Origin of the sequence: Sorangium sp. So ce385, from assembly GCF_051474135.1 — a bacterium.
GTDB classification, from domain to species: domain Bacteria; phylum Myxococcota_A; class Polyangia; order Polyangiales; family Polyangiaceae; genus Sorangium; species Sorangium cellulosum_D.
Genome location: NZ_CP150337.1, coordinates 2,994,907 through 3,009,734, shown reverse-complemented (window position 1 = coordinate 3,009,734; position 14,828 = coordinate 2,994,907). Strand labels below are relative to the sequence as shown.

12 protein-coding genes are annotated in these 14,828 nt (G+C 67.1%); 2 read left to right on the top strand and 10 right to left on the bottom strand.

The genetic code is table 11. From position 1 onward, the window contains the following. Positions 1-4: 4 nt before the first annotated feature. The 10 genes from WME83_RS11285 to WME83_RS11240 form a co-directional block, all read right to left on the bottom strand. Positions 5-415: a hypothetical protein gene (locus tag WME83_RS11285; RefSeq protein WP_020734190.1), complete on the bottom strand. Its 411-nt coding sequence runs from the start codon at positions 413-415 to the stop codon at positions 5-7. A gap of 34 nt (positions 416-449) precedes the next feature. Beyond that, positions 450-941, bottom strand: a complete 492-nt coding sequence (locus WME83_RS11280; protein WP_236644532.1) for an ATP-binding protein — start codon at positions 939-941, stop codon at positions 450-452. Continuing rightward, the gene (locus WME83_RS11275) at positions 941-1,903 is read right to left on the bottom strand and encodes a SpoIIE family protein phosphatase (RefSeq protein WP_148314768.1); all 963 of its coding nucleotides are present in this window, start codon (positions 1,901-1,903) and stop codon (positions 941-943) included. Before WME83_RS11275 ends, WME83_RS11280 begins: the two co-directional genes overlap by 1 nt. A gap of 75 nt (positions 1,904-1,978) precedes the next feature. Then, entirely contained in the window at positions 1,979-2,896 is a 918-nt protein-coding gene (locus WME83_RS11270) for a slr1658 superfamily regulator (protein WP_012234413.1), read from the bottom strand. A 24-nt stretch (positions 2,897-2,920) separates the two neighbouring features. After that, entirely contained in the window at positions 2,921-5,317 is a 2,397-nt protein-coding gene (locus tag WME83_RS11265) for a PP2C family protein-serine/threonine phosphatase (RefSeq protein ID WP_437319271.1), read from the bottom strand. Between the two features lie 44 nt (positions 5,318-5,361). Beyond that, positions 5,362-6,528 carry a class I SAM-dependent methyltransferase gene (locus WME83_RS11260; protein ID WP_129574225.1) on the bottom strand — a complete coding sequence of 389 codons (1,167 nt, stop codon included), beginning with the start codon at positions 6,526-6,528 and terminating at the stop codon, positions 5,362-5,364. 55 nt (positions 6,529-6,583) lie between these two features. Next, on the bottom strand, positions 6,584-7,159 hold the full coding sequence (locus WME83_RS11255; RefSeq protein ID WP_237245226.1) for a hypothetical protein: 576 nt from the start codon (positions 7,157-7,159) through the stop codon (positions 6,584-6,586). 861 nt (positions 7,160-8,020) lie between these two features. Beyond that, on the bottom strand, positions 8,021-9,229 hold the full coding sequence (locus WME83_RS11250) for a tetratricopeptide repeat protein (RefSeq protein WP_437319270.1): 1,209 nt from the start codon (positions 9,227-9,229) through the stop codon (positions 8,021-8,023). Then, on the bottom strand, positions 9,226-10,788 hold the full coding sequence (locus tag WME83_RS11245) for a SpoVR family protein (RefSeq protein WP_437319269.1): 1,563 nt from the start codon (positions 10,786-10,788) through the stop codon (positions 9,226-9,228). The genes WME83_RS11250 and WME83_RS11245 overlap by 4 nt, the downstream gene beginning before the upstream one ends. A gap of 6 nt (positions 10,789-10,794) precedes the next feature. Continuing rightward, a complete protein-coding gene (locus WME83_RS11240) occupies positions 10,795-11,904 on the bottom strand; it encodes a DUF444 family protein (RefSeq protein WP_061624955.1) in 1,110 nt (369 codons plus the stop codon). A gap of 300 nt (positions 11,905-12,204) precedes the next feature. Here WME83_RS11240 and WME83_RS11235 point away from each other — a divergent pair, with 300 nt between their 5' ends. Together WME83_RS11235 and WME83_RS11230 are read left to right on the top strand one after the other, a co-directional pair. After that, on the top strand, positions 12,205-13,593 hold the full coding sequence (locus tag WME83_RS11235) for a hypothetical protein (RefSeq protein ID WP_437319268.1): 1,389 nt from the start codon (positions 12,205-12,207) through the stop codon (positions 13,591-13,593). Between the two features lie 43 nt (positions 13,594-13,636). Further along, a complete protein-coding gene (locus WME83_RS11230) occupies positions 13,637-14,644 on the top strand; it encodes a hypothetical protein (RefSeq protein ID WP_437319267.1) in 1,008 nt (335 codons plus the stop codon). The last annotated feature ends 184 nt before the right edge of the window (positions 14,645-14,828 follow it).

Here is a 14,828-nt window from a genome sequence, read left to right as displayed (position 1 = left end):
ACGCTTACGGCTCTTTGACATCCTCGAACGTCGTCCGCGCGGCCACGTGCTCCTCGTTCAGGTTGAGCAGGATCGGCAGGGTCTCGTGCTGCCAGTCGTCGTCGAGGATCCGCCGCACCGTCACCCGCCCGGGCACCAGGTTGTACACGGCGTCCACGATGTCCATGATGACGTAGAAGCCGTTCGAGTTGCAGAACCGCATCTTCACGAAGTCCATCACCGTGGACGTGATCGGATGCTGCGGCAGGACTCGCGCCAGCTCGTCGAGGTAGCTGGACAGGTACCGGTACGGGTTGTCGATCCGGATAGCGCCCTCGAAGGTCAAGACGAGGCGGTTGTCGTCATCGAGCCGGGCGACCGACTGAAAGACGCTCAGCCCGCCATCCGTGATTTCTCCATAGCTGAGAGCCTTCATACGCGACCTTTCGTGGAAAACATACGGAGCCTTTTCAAGGGAAAGTAGCCTGGACGACGAGAATTCCATCGACGTACTGCGTCGAGAGATGGAATTTGTTCTCAGCGGTCAGCCGAATGAGGCCGAGGCCGCCCCTCCGCCGGTCGTTGCGCCGCTCGCGCACCGTCCTGGCGAAGAGCTCCCTCGGGTCCTCCGCGGCGAAGATCTCGTCGAATACCGCCTTGACGGTACGGTACTCTTCCGGCGTAACGCGGTTGGAAACCTTGATGAGTAGCCGGTCGGGATCGATGCTCAGATCGAGTCGTACCTCGCTGTCACGCTCGGTCCCGTGCTGGATCACGTTGGTGACCAGCTCGGTGACGACCACGTTGACCTTCTGGCAGATCCGTCTGGGATAGAACCTCACCAGGAGCGCATCCAGAAAGTTCGCAAGCAGGCCGGCCACGTCGCCCGTGATGTGATCGATCGGAGAGATATATATCGATGCACCGACCGACGTCTGCGAATGATTCTTCTCGGGCTTCATCAGGCGCACCTTCGCAGGATGATCAGTGTGATGTCGTCGGCGTCCGCCACTCGGAACCGCGTGTAGTCCTCGATGCACCGGTCGAGGATGACCTGCACCGGCTCCTCGCTGTGCTTGACGACGATTTCGTTGAGACGTTGCACGGAATATATCTCCCCGCTCGCGTCCTGCGCCTCGAACATCCCGTCTGTGTACAAGGCGAGGACGTCGTCCTCCTCGAACGGCAGCTCGAACTCGTGAAACGGCTTGATGCGCAGACCGATGAAGTTGCTCACCCGATTGAACGAGCGAGGCGTACCCCGACGGACCAGGAGCCCGTACCCTCCGCCCGAGACGTAGCGGAGGAATCGGTCCGTAAACATGACGAAGTTCACCGTCGCGTACCGGCGAACCTCTCGGAGGAACGAGTAAGCGCTCCGGTTCACCCAATCCACGATCGCCCCGGGGCTGTCGAGCCGCTTGGTGGCGTGGGCGAACTGGGCCTTCAAGAACGCCATGATGAGCGCCGACGATACTCCGTGACCCGAGATATCGTAAACACCGATCGCGTGGCGCTCGCCGGGGAGATAGAAGAAGTCGTAATAGTCCCCTCCCACCTGCGCTAGCTGCTTGTGGAAGATGGCCATGTCGAACGCCGAGGCGATGGGCCCGCTCGCCTCCGGCAGCAGGGCGCGCTGGACCTGCCGCGCCACCGCGAGGTCGTCGTCGATGGCCCGGTTGTACCCTTCTAGCTCGTTCTCGATGCTGGTCGCGTGCTCCAGGATCGCCTCGTGCACCAGGGAGAGGTCGTCGAAGTCCAGCTTCAGCTTATCGACGTACTCCAAGAGTGCGCTGCAGCGCTCCATGAAGTCTGTGAAATTCCCCTCGTCGCGCAGGAGAGTGTTCCACGCTTGCCGCTCCTTCACGATCGCCCTGATGGCATCCAGATTACTCTGCTTCTGTATGAAGCCTCTGGAGTGCATCGAGCTGATGTCCTTAGGTGCAGTCATGGCTCGACCTGGACGCGATTCGGGTTGGACGGAAGATCCCATCCGATCTCAATCACAGAGTATCATCTCGAAGTTCTGGTTGAACTTCTTGAGGTTGGGCAGCGACTTCCCCTGCCACGGGATGGACTTCGAGCCGCGGACGATGAGCTGGAGCTCTCCCTTCTTCCGGGTGGCGATCGCGAACTTGTAGAGGACGTTGATCCCCGAGCTGTTCAGGAAGTTCAGCGCCCTGACGTCGAGCGTGATGGTGGGAGGGTTCGTGGCCAGGACCTTGTCGAGCAGCTCCTCGATCGGGGCGTACTCGGTGGTGCCGCCAAGACGAAGGATGCCCTCCAGGTACACCACAACCTCAGAGGGATCGTACCAAACCCGGTAGTTGCCACCTTTGATTTCCATTCTCGACCTTTCGTTCAAAATAGGAATCCTGGCCATCGTCTTGATGCTGAAGCTGTTCACCGAGATCGGATCGAGCTTCCACCCAAGACTGACACCGTAATCATTCATGATGATGAGATAGCCGAGCCCCGACCCGGCGTTCTCTGCGTCCTCGGCGTTCGCCTCCGCCTGCCGACGCAGGAGCTCCCCCGGGTCCTCCTGCGTGAGCTCGAGGAGCTTCTCGCGCAGCGACGGGACGGCCGCGTTCGTGATCTGGTTGCTGACGAGGCACACCAGGTCCTCACGCCCGATGCCGACGGTCACGGTGATATCACCGTGCTGATTGAACTTGACGGCGTTCTCAACCAGCTCGTTCAGAACGTAACCGATGGCGCCTGAGACCTCGTCTCGGCTGATGAGCCTGTCCTCGCCGTCGATCTCCGGGAAGAGCTCCCCGAAGTACTCGGCCATGAAATTCGCCGTCAGGTTACACAGGCTCCATCTCACCGCGAACGAGTCGGGGTACAACGTCAGCGACATGTGCTCGCTGAACGAATCGTCTAAAGAGTAGACGCCGATGATTTCGCTCATGGTAATGCCCAGTCTCCCCCTTGCTCATACCCTCTTAATGACAAGTACCGTAATGTCATCATGGATTTTGTTGTAGCCTACGTGCGCCAAGACGTCCTCGATGATAGCGTCCTTGATCTCCCTCGAGGTCCTTTCGTGATTGCGCGAGATCACCTGACACAGCCGGTCGATGCCGTATTGCTCTTCTGAAGAGTCCTCCGCCTCGGTGATGCCGTCGCTGAACAGCGTCACGACGTCCCCGGGCTCGAGCTTCACCTCGATGCTGCCGATGAAGTCGCTGATATCCAGATCGATGCCGATCGGCAAGCCGAGCCCCATGGTCTCGACGCGATCGAGGCTGCCGTCCTTCCGGACGATGATCAGGTCCTCGTGCTGGCCGGTGAGCTGGAGCTGGCCGTCGCTGTAGTCGAGCAGGGTCAAGGACAGGTTCTTGTCCGAGCGGATGCGCTGGATGTTCTGGTAGATGACCTTGTTGACGATGCTCAGGAACTTCTTCGGATCCCGCTCGTTGCTCGCGAGCAGCGTCCGGACGGCCGTCTGCACCATCAGCATGAGCACGCCGCTCTCCAGCCCGTGGCCGGTGACGTCGCCGATGCCGATCTTCACGAGCCCGTCGCTCCGGAGCACGTCGTAGTAGTCGCCGCCGACCTCGTCGGCCGGGGCCATGTAGCCGGCGATGTCGAGGCCCGGGATCTCCTGGAGCTCGCTCGGCGCGGGGAGCACCATCAGCTGGAGCTGGCGCGCGACGTTCAGCTCGGCGCCGAGGCGGATGTTCTCCTGCGCGAGCTTCGCGTTCAGCTCGCTGATCTCCTCGTTCGCCTTCTCGAGGGCCATCGTCCGCTCGCTGACGAGCTCCTCCAGGTTGGTCGTGTACCGCTCGATGTCGGACGCCATCGCGTTGAAGGTCATCCCGAGCCGCCCGATCTCGTCCTGGCTGTCGATGTTGACCCGCATCGAGTAGTCCTTGTTCATCAGCCGGTGCGCCGCCTCGGAGAGATCGACGAGGTTGGCCGTGATCCTCCGCGCGACCCAGGCGATGCCCACGAGCACGGCGAACAGGCTCAGCACGACGACGATGATCTGCTGGCCCAGGATGTTCCCCGCCGTCGACTGGATGGCGCGCTGGGCCGTGTGCACCGTGGAGAAGAGCTCGGACTCGGGCACCACGAACCCGAGCACCCAGTACTCCATCCCGATGGGCTTCTCACCCCGGTAGAAGTTCATCCCGGGCAGGCGCCGCAGGACGATGACGTACGGCGTGGCCGGCTCGCCCGGCGCCCGCTGGATCGAGACCCGGTGGAACACCGGCTTCTCGCTCGACGGCATCGCGATCTTGGCGACCTCGGGGAACTGGCTCTGGCTGAGGAGGCGCTTGACCTCCTTCACGCCCTCGTTCTGCCCGTCCCGCGTCCCGATCCCGAGGACCTTCTCCCCCTCGCTGTTGATCGCGAGGACGTTCGTGTCGGACATCGACATGAACGCGAAGCCCGAGGTCTTGATGTGCACGTGCCGAATGAGGGCCACCGCCTGATCCAGCGTGATGTCGATCGCGACCGCCCCGGCGCAGTCCGTCCGGTCCTTCGTCCAGAGGGGATTGAAGAACGTGACGATGTTGCCGCCGGTCGCCGCGTCGATGTAGGGCGGATAGCCGGTGACGTCGGTCTTCGGGACGGGCTTGCTGCTGGGGTCCTTGAGCCAGCGCTGCCACCCCTCGTAGATGCCCGGGAAGAAGGAGTCCCAGAAGTTCTTGTCCGTGTGCCCCGGGTAGAGCCGGTCGAACGTCTGCGCCATCTCGAGCCAGGGCGTCAGACGCATGATGGGCCGCTCCTTCGGCCCCACGTAGTAGACCTGGAGCTTCTCGCTCCCGTTCTTGACGATGGCCGGGGCGAACAGGTCGAAGATCGCGTTCTTCTTTACGTCCTTCAGGATCTCCGGCTTGATCGAGCCGTCCTTCTCGAGCATGTAGTGCCACACGCTCATGACGGACTGCTCGCCCGGCTTGTTCTGGGTCCACTTCCCGTTCGGATCGACCTCGAAATCGTCCTTGAAGAAGGACGACTGGTCGGGGAGAGTGCCTATGGCCTCCGCGGCGTCCGGGTTGTCGATCAGCGTCTGGAGCATCGACGCCGTCATCCGGAGCTCGGAGAACGTCTGCTCGAACAGGAGGTCGAGGCGGAGCGCCGTCGTCTCGATGTAGTTCTCGAGGTACTCGTCGTTCGCCCGAGCCAGCCCGCCGTAGACCTCGGCGCTGGCCTCCTGCTCCAGCCGCGTGACGTTGTAGAGGGCGGTGCCCGCGCTCGACGCAAGAGCGATGAGGACGCCGAACGAGGCCACGAGCATGAACTTCGTACGGAAGCGCCCGGAGGACCTCTCGACGATCCACTGAACGATCGAAAACTTCTTGCGCTCCTTAGCTTCCATAGGTCGGCTCGCGGCGCCTCATCGGCCTCTCCAGTTCACTCAAGCTATCGCATCAGCCGTTCTGGCTTGCGCCCGGAGCCGGCGAGTATCGGCCAGTTCGCGTACCCCTTGTCGCTGAGGATGGCAGAGACATGGGCCCTGAGCCCGATGCCAATCTCCTCGAAGATCACCGGATCGGCGTTCGCCGAAGCGGCGACGTCGCCGCAGAACTTGATCCAGCTCTCCACGACCTTCGCGAAGTTGTTCGGGTCGGTGTTCATGTTGTTGATGTCGATCAGATCGCTGCGGATGTCCTCGAGTCCCGCGTTCGCGAGCAGCTCGCGGGTCCTCACGCCGATGTCGAAGTCCATCCCGACCATCCGGCTCAGCTCGAGGTACCGCCGGTACCCCATGCGGATGAGGTCCTGATCCGGATAGCCGGTCACGCACGCGAGCATCTCGTTCGTGATGTAGACGCGGCCGCCGGGCTTGCAGATCCGGCAGAGCTCCTTCATCAGCTGGTCCGGCATGTGGAACACCTGGATGGCCAGCCGGCAGGACACGAAATCGAAGGAGTCGTCGGGGATGAGGAGCGCGGCGGCGTCGCCGTACTGATACTCGATGTTCTCGATCCCGAGGCTCCGCGCGTGCGCCTGGGCGTGCTTCAAGAACGCCCTGGAGTGGTCGACCGCCGTGACGTACTCCGGCTTGTACTCCGCGTTGAGCCGCACCGCGAAGTCCCCGAGCCCGCACCCGATGTCGGCGACCTTCATGCCCGGCCGGAGGCCGTGCCGGTGGAGGAGCTTGCGCTCGTGGTTATAGACGATCTTCTCCTGGGTCCTGAGGACCCTGACGAAATCCTCGTCCTCGATCACGCTCTGGATCGGGTAGAGCGCCTTGTCGTAGACCTCCACCGAGACGTTCGGATAGAGCTCCTCCATCACCTGGAACTTCCGCATCGCCCAGGGGATGACGCTCGAGATGATGAGGCGGATCTTGAGGTTGGGCCGCTCTTCCACGGCCCACCGGACGAACCGGTTGATCTCGAGGAAGGCGACGTTGTTCATGTACTTGAGGCGCTTGAAGTCGAGGGTGAGCTCGCCTGTCGCGTTCTTCGCGGCGGTCTCCAGCGTCCCTCGGATCGCCCGCATCTGGTCGCCCACGAACGGCCGGAGCATGCCGGCGAGGGCCACCTCCTGATCGTCCTGGTCGACCCGCATGTTGAAGGTCACCGATGAGCGCCACGACGGGAGGCTCCCCGATGAGGACGAGGGCGGGACAGCGTTCTCAGGGTAGATTGAAGCACTCATTTTCATCTACCTCAGTAAACGGCAGCTCGATGTTCAAGGTCAGCGAGGTCCCGTTCTTGGGTTCAGTAAGGCTTAGCGTCGAACCGTAAACTACAGCGAGCTCTAGCAGACCTAGAGTCGTAACATCGTTGTCGGGCACGTCGTGCTCGAGCTGCTCTCGGTACCAGGCCATCGGATCTGGCTGGTTGAGCAGCTGGACCGCGTGCTTGTAGAACGCCACGTTCTCGCTGCTGGCGGGCACCTCGGCCGTCACGCTGATGCGACCGTTGTTCCTCTGGAAGGTGATGATGATGTCGCCCGACGGAGCGTGATTGCGATAAATGGCTTCAAGCAGCTCGTTGAAGAAGGTCGAGAGCAGGGTCGCGTAGCGCTCCGGGTCGTCCTCGTTTGCGCTCGCGTACCGCGCGAGGAAGTTCGCCATCTGATGGCAGTGGCTCCAGCGCTTGCTGAAGCCAGTGACCGAGAAGTTGGCTGAGATGATCATGCCGCTCGGCGCCATGACCGGCGGTGGTCGCAGCGTCGGGGCTACATCGGTCGGCTTCGAAACGGACATCAAGGCCTCGGGGTTGGTTTGCGAGAGGAGGCAGGACGCAGAGTACCTGGAGTCTGGGTGCCGCGTCGAGTGCGTCGCGCTCCCGCTCGAGGTCGCCATGGTGGACTCGGACGAGCACAGCGCTGACGAGGACTGCCTTGGAGGTGCCCGGATTGCCACAGGATCGAAACGATAATGTGGTACAGATCACATTTATTCGTTGCTGATATTCCGCGCAGGTGGAGAAAGGTGTTCTTCGCGTGCGCCCGCCGAGGTCCGGACCGCGACGTGCGCTGTTGCTCGGGCGCGACGCCAGGTGGCCGGCCCGCGGCGCGGGCGTTCGCCGGCCGAGTTGTCCACAGATCGGCGCGCGCGCGCCGTGCAGCGACGACGGAGAATTCGCCGCGCCGCGCGTCGCCCGCGGACCCTGGCAGGCGGCGCCTGCGACCGTCGAAGCCCTCGAGAACACCTTCAAGGGAGGTAATCGAAAGCGCGTCGGTCCTGTCAACACTTTCATGCCACGCCCGCCACTGCCGAGATCACTCATGGCGTGTGGTCGCGAGTCGCTACGGAACTGTGCGGAGCTCGGTGGGGCGACCTACCCAGTGCAGGCGGGCGCGGCGCGCGGGGGCGAGTGGCCCTCTCCGGCGGGTGATTTCACAGCGACGTACGCAGCGGGCGCGCGCTCCCGGGCCCGGCGCCCGCGAGCGCGCGGCCGTGGGCCCGCGCGCCGCGTGAGCTCGCTTGGCCCGCCAACTCGCTCTCTCCGCCCACGGCGCCGAGCGCTGGAGGTTGTCGTCGGGCGGGGCGTCGGCGGGGCGTCGCTCCGAGCGACGATTGCGCTTGACACGCGCCCGGGCGGCAGCGCCGGATTCACGGCTGTCACCGCGGCGCGGCGCCGCGCCGCTCGATCGCGTCGAGCTCGTCCATCACGGCCTTCACCCGCGGATCGGCGGGGTCCACCGCGCGCGCCTTCTCGTACGCCGCGCGCGCTTCCTTCAGCTGGCCGGACTGCGCGAGCGCGTTGCCCAGGTTGATCCACGCGCTGCCGAGCTTGTCGTCGAGCCGCAGCGCCTCGCGGTAGAGCGCGGTCGCCTTGGGCAGGTCGCCGCGGAGGTGGTACGCATACCCGAGGTTCGATCGGTACGTGGCGCGCGCCGGGTCGCGGGCCACGGCCGCCTCGAGGTACGGCACGGCGCGCGCCGGATCGTTCGCGGCGAGCAGCGCCGTCCCGAGATCGTTTTGCAGCCGCGCGTCGGCCGGCGAGAGCCTCGCGGCGCGCTCGTAAGCGCGGATCGCGTCGGCCGTCTTCCCCGCCGCGAGCAGCGCCGTCCCGAGGTTCGCCTGCCGCTCGGCGTCGCCGGGGGCGAGCTCGGCGGATCGCGCGAGCTCGCGGACGGCGTCCTGCAGGTGGCCGAGCGCGAGGTGCGCGACGCCGAGGGCGGAGCGGGCCTCGGCGTCGCTCGGGGCGAGCTCCGCGGCCCGCGCGAGCTCGACGAGCGCCGCGTCGGCGCGGCCGAGGACGAGGAGGGCGCGGCCGAGCTCGAGGTGCGCCGGCGCGTGCTCCGGATCGAGCTTCACCGCGCGCTTGAGCTCGGGAATCGCGGCGAGGAGCGTCTTGTCGCCCGGCGCCCCGTTGTACTCGGAGGACACCCCCGCCCTGGCGATCGCCGCGCGCTGGGTCCCCACGATCGCCGCGGGGTCTCTCCTGTCGAGCAGCGCGGCCGCGCGATAGGCCCTCTCCGCGGCGGCGAAATCGCCGCTCGCGTAGGCGGCGTCGCCCTCCTCGAGCTTCCTGTCCGCCGGCGTGCCGGTGCCGCGCGCGACGCGCGGCGGAGGGCTCGCCGGCGCGTCCTCGCTGGTGGACGGCGCGTCGAGCGGGACGCCCGAGCCGGTCGCCCGGGGCTCCGCCGCGCCCGCGGCCGCCCCGCTCGCCGCCGCCCCGCTCGCCGCGGGAGGCGCGGCGGGCGCGGGCGGCATCGCGAGCGGCGCTCGCGGGGCCGATCGCGCGGGCGCGTCCGCCGGCGCGCCCGCGCAGCCGGCGAGCGCGACGAGGACCGCGAGCCCGCGGATCGATCCGCAGGGGCTCACAGCTTGTACGGGGTCATCGCGTGCTCCTTGCCGTCGTACCGGAGCAGCACAGGCTTGTTATCCATCTTCGTCGCCACGCCGACCGGCCGCTTCCAGCAGCGGACGAGCGCCACGAGCGTCTCGCGCGCGTAGTCGGCGCGCAGGTCGAAGCCGCCGTGCACGTGCTCGAGCAGGAGCTCCCCGCGGTTGCCGTAGTTGGCGTCGACGACGCGGATGTAGGGATCGCCGAAGTTCGTGAGCTGGAAGAGGAGCTTCTCCTTCACCTCCTTGAACTCGCGGCTCTCGATCTCGAACCGGTCGTTCCGGCCGGAGAAGCCGAACGTGTACATCTTCTGGTCGATCACGAACTCCGGCGTCAGGAACTCGTCGATGAAGGTCACGTCGTTGTAGAGCGCGCGCACCTGGAAGATCTTCTCGCGGCCGAGGCCGAGCCGCATGTCCCAGGTGCGCTTCGCGTCGAGGTCGGTGCACTCCTCCCACTCGCGGCCGAAGCGGCCCTTGTTCCACCGATCCTCGATGTAGCGATAGAGCTCCACGCCGACCTTGTAGGGGTTGAACCGCCCCGGCGCCGTCGCCATGACACCGGCGTTGTTCTCGGCGTAGTCGATGATCTCCGACGCATCGAGGACCTTCTCGGTCATCATCTTCGAGTGCCAGTACGAGGCCCAGCCCTCGTTCATGATCTTCGTCTGGCGCTGCGGCACGAAGTAGTAGGCCTCCTCGCGGATGATCTCGAGCACGTCGCGCTCCCACCGATCGAGCGGCGCGTGGTCGAGCAGGAATTTGAGCACGTCGCGCTCCGGGCGCTCCGGCACCTTGCGCTCCGGCTTCTTCTGCTCCTGCCGCTTCTTCTTCTGCGCCGCGAGGATCTCCTCCGGGTTGATGAAGGAGTCCATGTACTCCTTGGCCCGGAGCTTGTACGTGTCCATCGGCTCGTCCGTGGGCTCCTCTTCCTCCTTGGGCGCCGGGCGGCCGGTGAACGGGGCCCACGGGTCGATGAGGTTCTCGAGCGAGAGGCAGTGGTCGACGAACGCCTCGACCTTGTTGATGCCGTAGCGCTCGATGTGGCGCGACACGCGGGCGCCGTGGTTCGCCATCTTGTCGATCCACTTGCGGTCCGGGTCGTAGGAGTCGCTCCTGCGCACGGGGTCGAGGATCGGGCCGCGCTGGTCGAGGTCGGTGGACCGGAAGCAGAAGTTGTTCTTGAAGAAGTCGACGTGCCCGAACACGTGCGCCATCACGAGCTTCTGGTCCGTGAGCGAGTTGCCCTCGAGCAGGTAGGCGTACGAGGGGTTGTTGTTGATGACCATCTCGTAGATCTTCGAGAGGCCGTACTCGTAGCTCTTCGAGAGCTGCTCGTACTCCATGCCGAACCGCCAGTGCGGGTAGCGGCTCGGGAAGCCGCCGTACGCGGCGATCTCGTTCATCTGGTCGTACGTCAGCATCTCGAAGACGACAGGGAAGAAGTCGAGCCCGTAGTCCCTGGCGATCTTCTCGATGCGCTCCTTCTCGGTGCGCAGGTACCGGGGGAGCGCGGTGTTCAGCGCGAACTTGCTCATGCCGCCCTATTTCCCCTTCCCGAGGAAGTCCTTGATGCTGCCCACGATGGCGTCCTTGTCCCTGATCTCGCTCACCACGACGCGGTCGTCCTGCGAGAAGTGCTCCTTCAGATCCTTGATGAACTGGCCCGAGCCGTACGGGCTCTCGACCTGCCCGTAGGCGAACATGTTGACCCGCGGCAGGATCTGGGTCTTGAGCACGTCCACGCAGGAGAGGGTGTCGTCCATCGACCAGTTGTCGCCGTCGGAGAAGTGGAACGGATAGATGTTCCACTCGTCCGGCGGGTAGTCGTTGTCGATGATCTGAGAGCAGAGCTTGTAGGCGCTCGAGATCATCGTGCCGCCGGACTCGCGCGTGTGGAAGAACGTGTCCCGGTCGACCTCGCGGGCGATGGCGTCGTGGATGATGAAGCGCGACTCCAGGCCCTTGTACTGGCGCGTGAGCCACGCATCGAGCCAGAACGACTCGATGCGCACGATCTCCTTCTGCTCGTCGCCCATCGAGCCGGAGACGTCCATCATGTAGATGATGACCGCGTTCGCGACGGGCTCGGTGATCGTCTTCCACGAGCGGTACCGCTTGTCGTCCGGGATGGGGACGACGACCGGCGCCGTCGGGCGGAACGTCCCGCTCGAGATCATCCGCTTCAGCGCCTCGCGGTACGTCCGCTTGAAGTGGCGCAGCGACTCCGGGCCGACCCGGCGGATGCCCGAGTAGCGGTCGTGGGCGTTCGAGATCTTGCTCTTGCCCTTGTCCTGGATGTCGGGCAGCTCGAGCTCCTCGCCGAGGATGCCGGCGAGCTCCTCGAGCGTGACGTCGACCTCGAGGATGTGGTCGCCCTCGCCGCTGCCCGCCTGCCCCTGTCCGGGCTGCTTGTCGTCCGAGCCCCCCACGGGATCGCCGGGGTTGCCGTCGCCCTGCCCCACGCCGCCGCGCTGCTTGTCGCCGAAGCGGAAGCGCGGGATGTCGATCTGAGGAATCGGAATCGAGACGAGGTCCTTTCCCTTTCGCCCGATGAGCTCGCCCTGCGAGATGTACTTGCGCAGGTTCTCGCGGATGCGGCCGCGAACGATCTGACGGAAGCGCCCGTGATCCTGGTCGATCTTCAACGACACGCTGGCGAGTGTAGCATCGGAAGCGGCCCCGGGTCCGAACGTTCGGCGGGCCGCCGAGGTCCCCCGCGCGTCGTCGTCCCCTCCCCGACGGCTCCCTGCCGGCGTTCGCGCCCCCCGCCGCGCGGGCCCCCCATCGGCCCCCCATCGGCCCCCCATCGGCCCCCCACCGGTCCCTCCCCGCTCCTCGCGCACGACTCCCCGCCGCTTTCCCCACCGTCACGCCCGCCCGTCGTGAACTGCCCCCGTGATAGCCTCGGGATCGTGCTTTCCCGAGCGCCCATCCTTCTCTTGGTGGTCCTCATGGCGCTGGCCCTCGGCTGCGGCTCCCGCGAGCAGCTCGTCGGCCTGCCCGAGCTCGCGGACGCAGGGGGCGCCCCCGACGCACGGCCGGACGCGCCGGTGTGCCGGGAGGACGGGCTCCCCTGCGAGGGCGCGGCGGACTGCTGCAGCGCCGCGTGCGCGCGCGGGATCTGCGGCGGCGGCAGCTGCGCGCAGGACGGCGCGCCGTGCGCCGCCCCGGGCGACTGCTGCACCGGGCTGTGCACCGAGGGGCTCTGCGGCCAGGGCTGCTCGGTCGACGGGGCGCCGTGCCAGAGCGCGGCGCAGTGCTGTACCGGGGCCTGCACGGGCGGAGCGTGCGGGCAGGGCTGCTTCCCGAGCGGGAGCGCGTGCAGCTTCGCGGGGCAGTGCTGCTCGCTCCGCTGCGAGGAGGGCGCCTGCCGCGCGCCGTGCATCCCGAACGGCGCGCTCTGCGAAGGCGGCGACGCGTGCTGCAGCGGCGTCTGCCGCGGCGGCGCCTGCGGCCTCGCGTGCTCGCCCGACGGCTTCGGCTGCAACACGGGCGCGGACTGCTGTTCCGGGCGCTGCAACGCGGGCGTCTGCGGCGGATGCAGCCCGGACGGGGAGATGTGCGGCTCGGCCGACGCGTGCTGCTCCGGCGTCTGTGACGAGGGCGTCTGCGGGGGCGTGTCCTGCTCGCACGGGCCCTGCGCGATCGGCGCGCCGCTCGCGGCGGAGTGCGGCGGCTGCGTGGCGGAGATCTGCCGGTTCGACTCGTTCTGCTGCGACGCCAGCTGGGACGAGATCTGCGTCGGCGAGGTGACCGGGCTCTGCGGGCTGACCTGCGGCGAGTGCGCCGAAGACGGCGGCCGCTGCGCGTCCGACGCGGCGTGCTGCAGCGGCGCGTGCGAGGACGGCGTCTGCCGGACCCCGTGCACGCCGGAGGGCGGCGGGTGCGCGGCCGACGCCTCGTGCTGCAGCGGGAGCTGCTTCGAGGGCGCCTGCGTCGGCTGCCTGCCGAACGGGGCGAGCTGCGGCTCGGCGGAGAGCTGCTGCAGCGGCGCCTGCGATCCGGCGCTCGGGTGCGTGACCGAGTGCAGGCCCGACGGCCAGCCCTGCGCGGACTCGGGCGAGTGCTGCAACGACAACTGCCAGAACGGCCTCTGCGGCGGGCCCGCGTGCCCGTCGGACGGGTCCGAGTGCGGGAGCTGCGTGGCCGAAGGCTGCTGCGCGCAGCTCAACCAGTGCCTCACCAGCGCCGCGTGCGCCGAGGACGTGGCGTGCTTCTTCGGCTGCCTCGACGAGGGGAACGACTCCGCGGTCTGCGGGTTCGAGTGCATGAACAGCCCGGAGACGTTCCGGCTGCTGCTCTGCGTGGGCAGGAGCTGCGGCGGCGGCACCTGCTTCTGACGCGATGATGCGCGGGGCGATCGTGCGGGGCGCGCTGGGAAGGATGTCCGCGCTGGCGCGGGGCGCGGCGGTCGCCGCGCGGCTCGCGGCGCGCGTCGCCGCCGCGCGGCTCGCGGCGCGCGTCGCCGCCGCGCTGCTCGCGACGTCCCTCATCGCCGCGCCCGTCGCCGAGGCCGCGCCGCGCGATCTCGCGGTGGTCGGCCTGCTCGCCGATCTCGAGAAGATGGTCGAGGTGCAACAGTCGCTCGGCTGGACGATCGACCGGTACGAGATCGACGAGATCATGTCGCCGGCGCTGATGAGCGTGTGCTCGGCGACGGCGGAGACGCGCGCCGCCGCGCTCGCGGCGCTCGACCGCCGGATCGTCGAGCTCGGCGGTCCCGTCGAGGAGGCGTTCCGGCGCCGCGGAGGAGACCTCGACGAGGTCGCGGATCTCCTGTTCGCGACGCGGGTGCGCGCGCTCCTCGCCGAGGCGATGCGCCGCGCGAGCGGCGCCGGCGACGCGCCGGCCGAGTGCCCGTTCTGGCTCCGCCCCTCGCCGGCCTTCCGGGGGCGCGAGACCGACGCTTACCGGACCACGCTCAACGTGGAGGGGGGCGGCATCGCGGTGCTCGAGGGCGCCGGCGGCCGGGTCCTCCCCGGCGCCGGCGGCTCGGCGCGGCTGCTGCTCGGCCGCGGGATCGACGAGCGCTGGACGTTCCTGGCCGGCGGCGAGTTCGGCGGCACGGCGCAGCTCGAGCAGACCGAGACGAAGACCCGCTTCCCCATCAGCTTCGTCGCCGCGCTGCCGATGGTGCTGCGGTACCACGCCCGCACGTGGCACTACGAAGGCGAGCTCGCGTCGCTCGCGTACTTCACCCAGGACGACCTCCGCGTGAGCCCGGGGCTGCGCGCCGGCGCGCTGGTCGGCGTCTCCTCGCTGCGGATGCGGGGCATCATGCCGTGGGCCGGCCTGGGCCTCGCGGTCGAGCACGTGATCGAGACCCACCGGCGCCCCGCGCAGTGGAACCTCAAGGGCGGCGCCCGCGTCGGCTTCGACTGGGATTTCTGAGCGCTTTCGAGCGGATTTGCGGCGCCGATCTGCCGCGGTCCTGACGCGCAATAGGCGCCTCCGCCGGGGTGGGCTACAGCGGATCCTGATTTCGATTCCGGTCCTTCCCGCCGACTTTCCGACCGGGAAAGAGGAAAGGCTGTGGCACCATGAGTCCACGAGCGAGCTCATGTCGAGAGAGCTC

Bases quoted from the DNA above. Each gene is read 5' to 3' on its own strand.
- WME83_RS11275 (WP_148314768.1), bottom strand. From the start codon at position 1,903: ATGCACTCCAGAGGCTTCATACAGAAGCAGAGTAATCTGGATGCCATC.
- WME83_RS11235 (WP_437319268.1), top strand. From the start codon at position 12,205: ATGGCGCTGGCCCTCGGCTGCGGCTCCCGCGAGCAGCTCGTCGGCCTG.
- WME83_RS11265 (WP_437319271.1), bottom strand. From the start codon at position 5,317: ATGGAAGCTAAGGAGCGCAAGAAGTTTTCGATCGTTCAGTGGATCGTC.
- WME83_RS11280 (WP_236644532.1), bottom strand. From the start codon at position 941: ATGAAGCCCGAGAAGAATCATTCGCAGACGTCGGTCGGTGCATCGATA.
- WME83_RS11255 (WP_237245226.1), bottom strand. From the start codon at position 7,159: ATGTCCGTTTCGAAGCCGACCGATGTAGCCCCGACGCTGCGACCACCG.
- WME83_RS11270 (WP_012234413.1), bottom strand. From the start codon at position 2,896: ATGAGCGAAATCATCGGCGTCTACTCTTTAGACGATTCGTTCAGCGAG.
- WME83_RS11245 (WP_437319269.1), bottom strand. From the start codon at position 10,788: ATGAGCAAGTTCGCGCTGAACACCGCGCTCCCCCGGTACCTGCGCACC.
- WME83_RS11285 (WP_020734190.1), bottom strand. From the start codon at position 415: ATGAAGGCTCTCAGCTATGGAGAAATCACGGATGGCGGGCTGAGCGTC.
- WME83_RS11230 (WP_437319267.1), top strand. From the start codon at position 13,637: ATGTCCGCGCTGGCGCGGGGCGCGGCGGTCGCCGCGCGGCTCGCGGCG.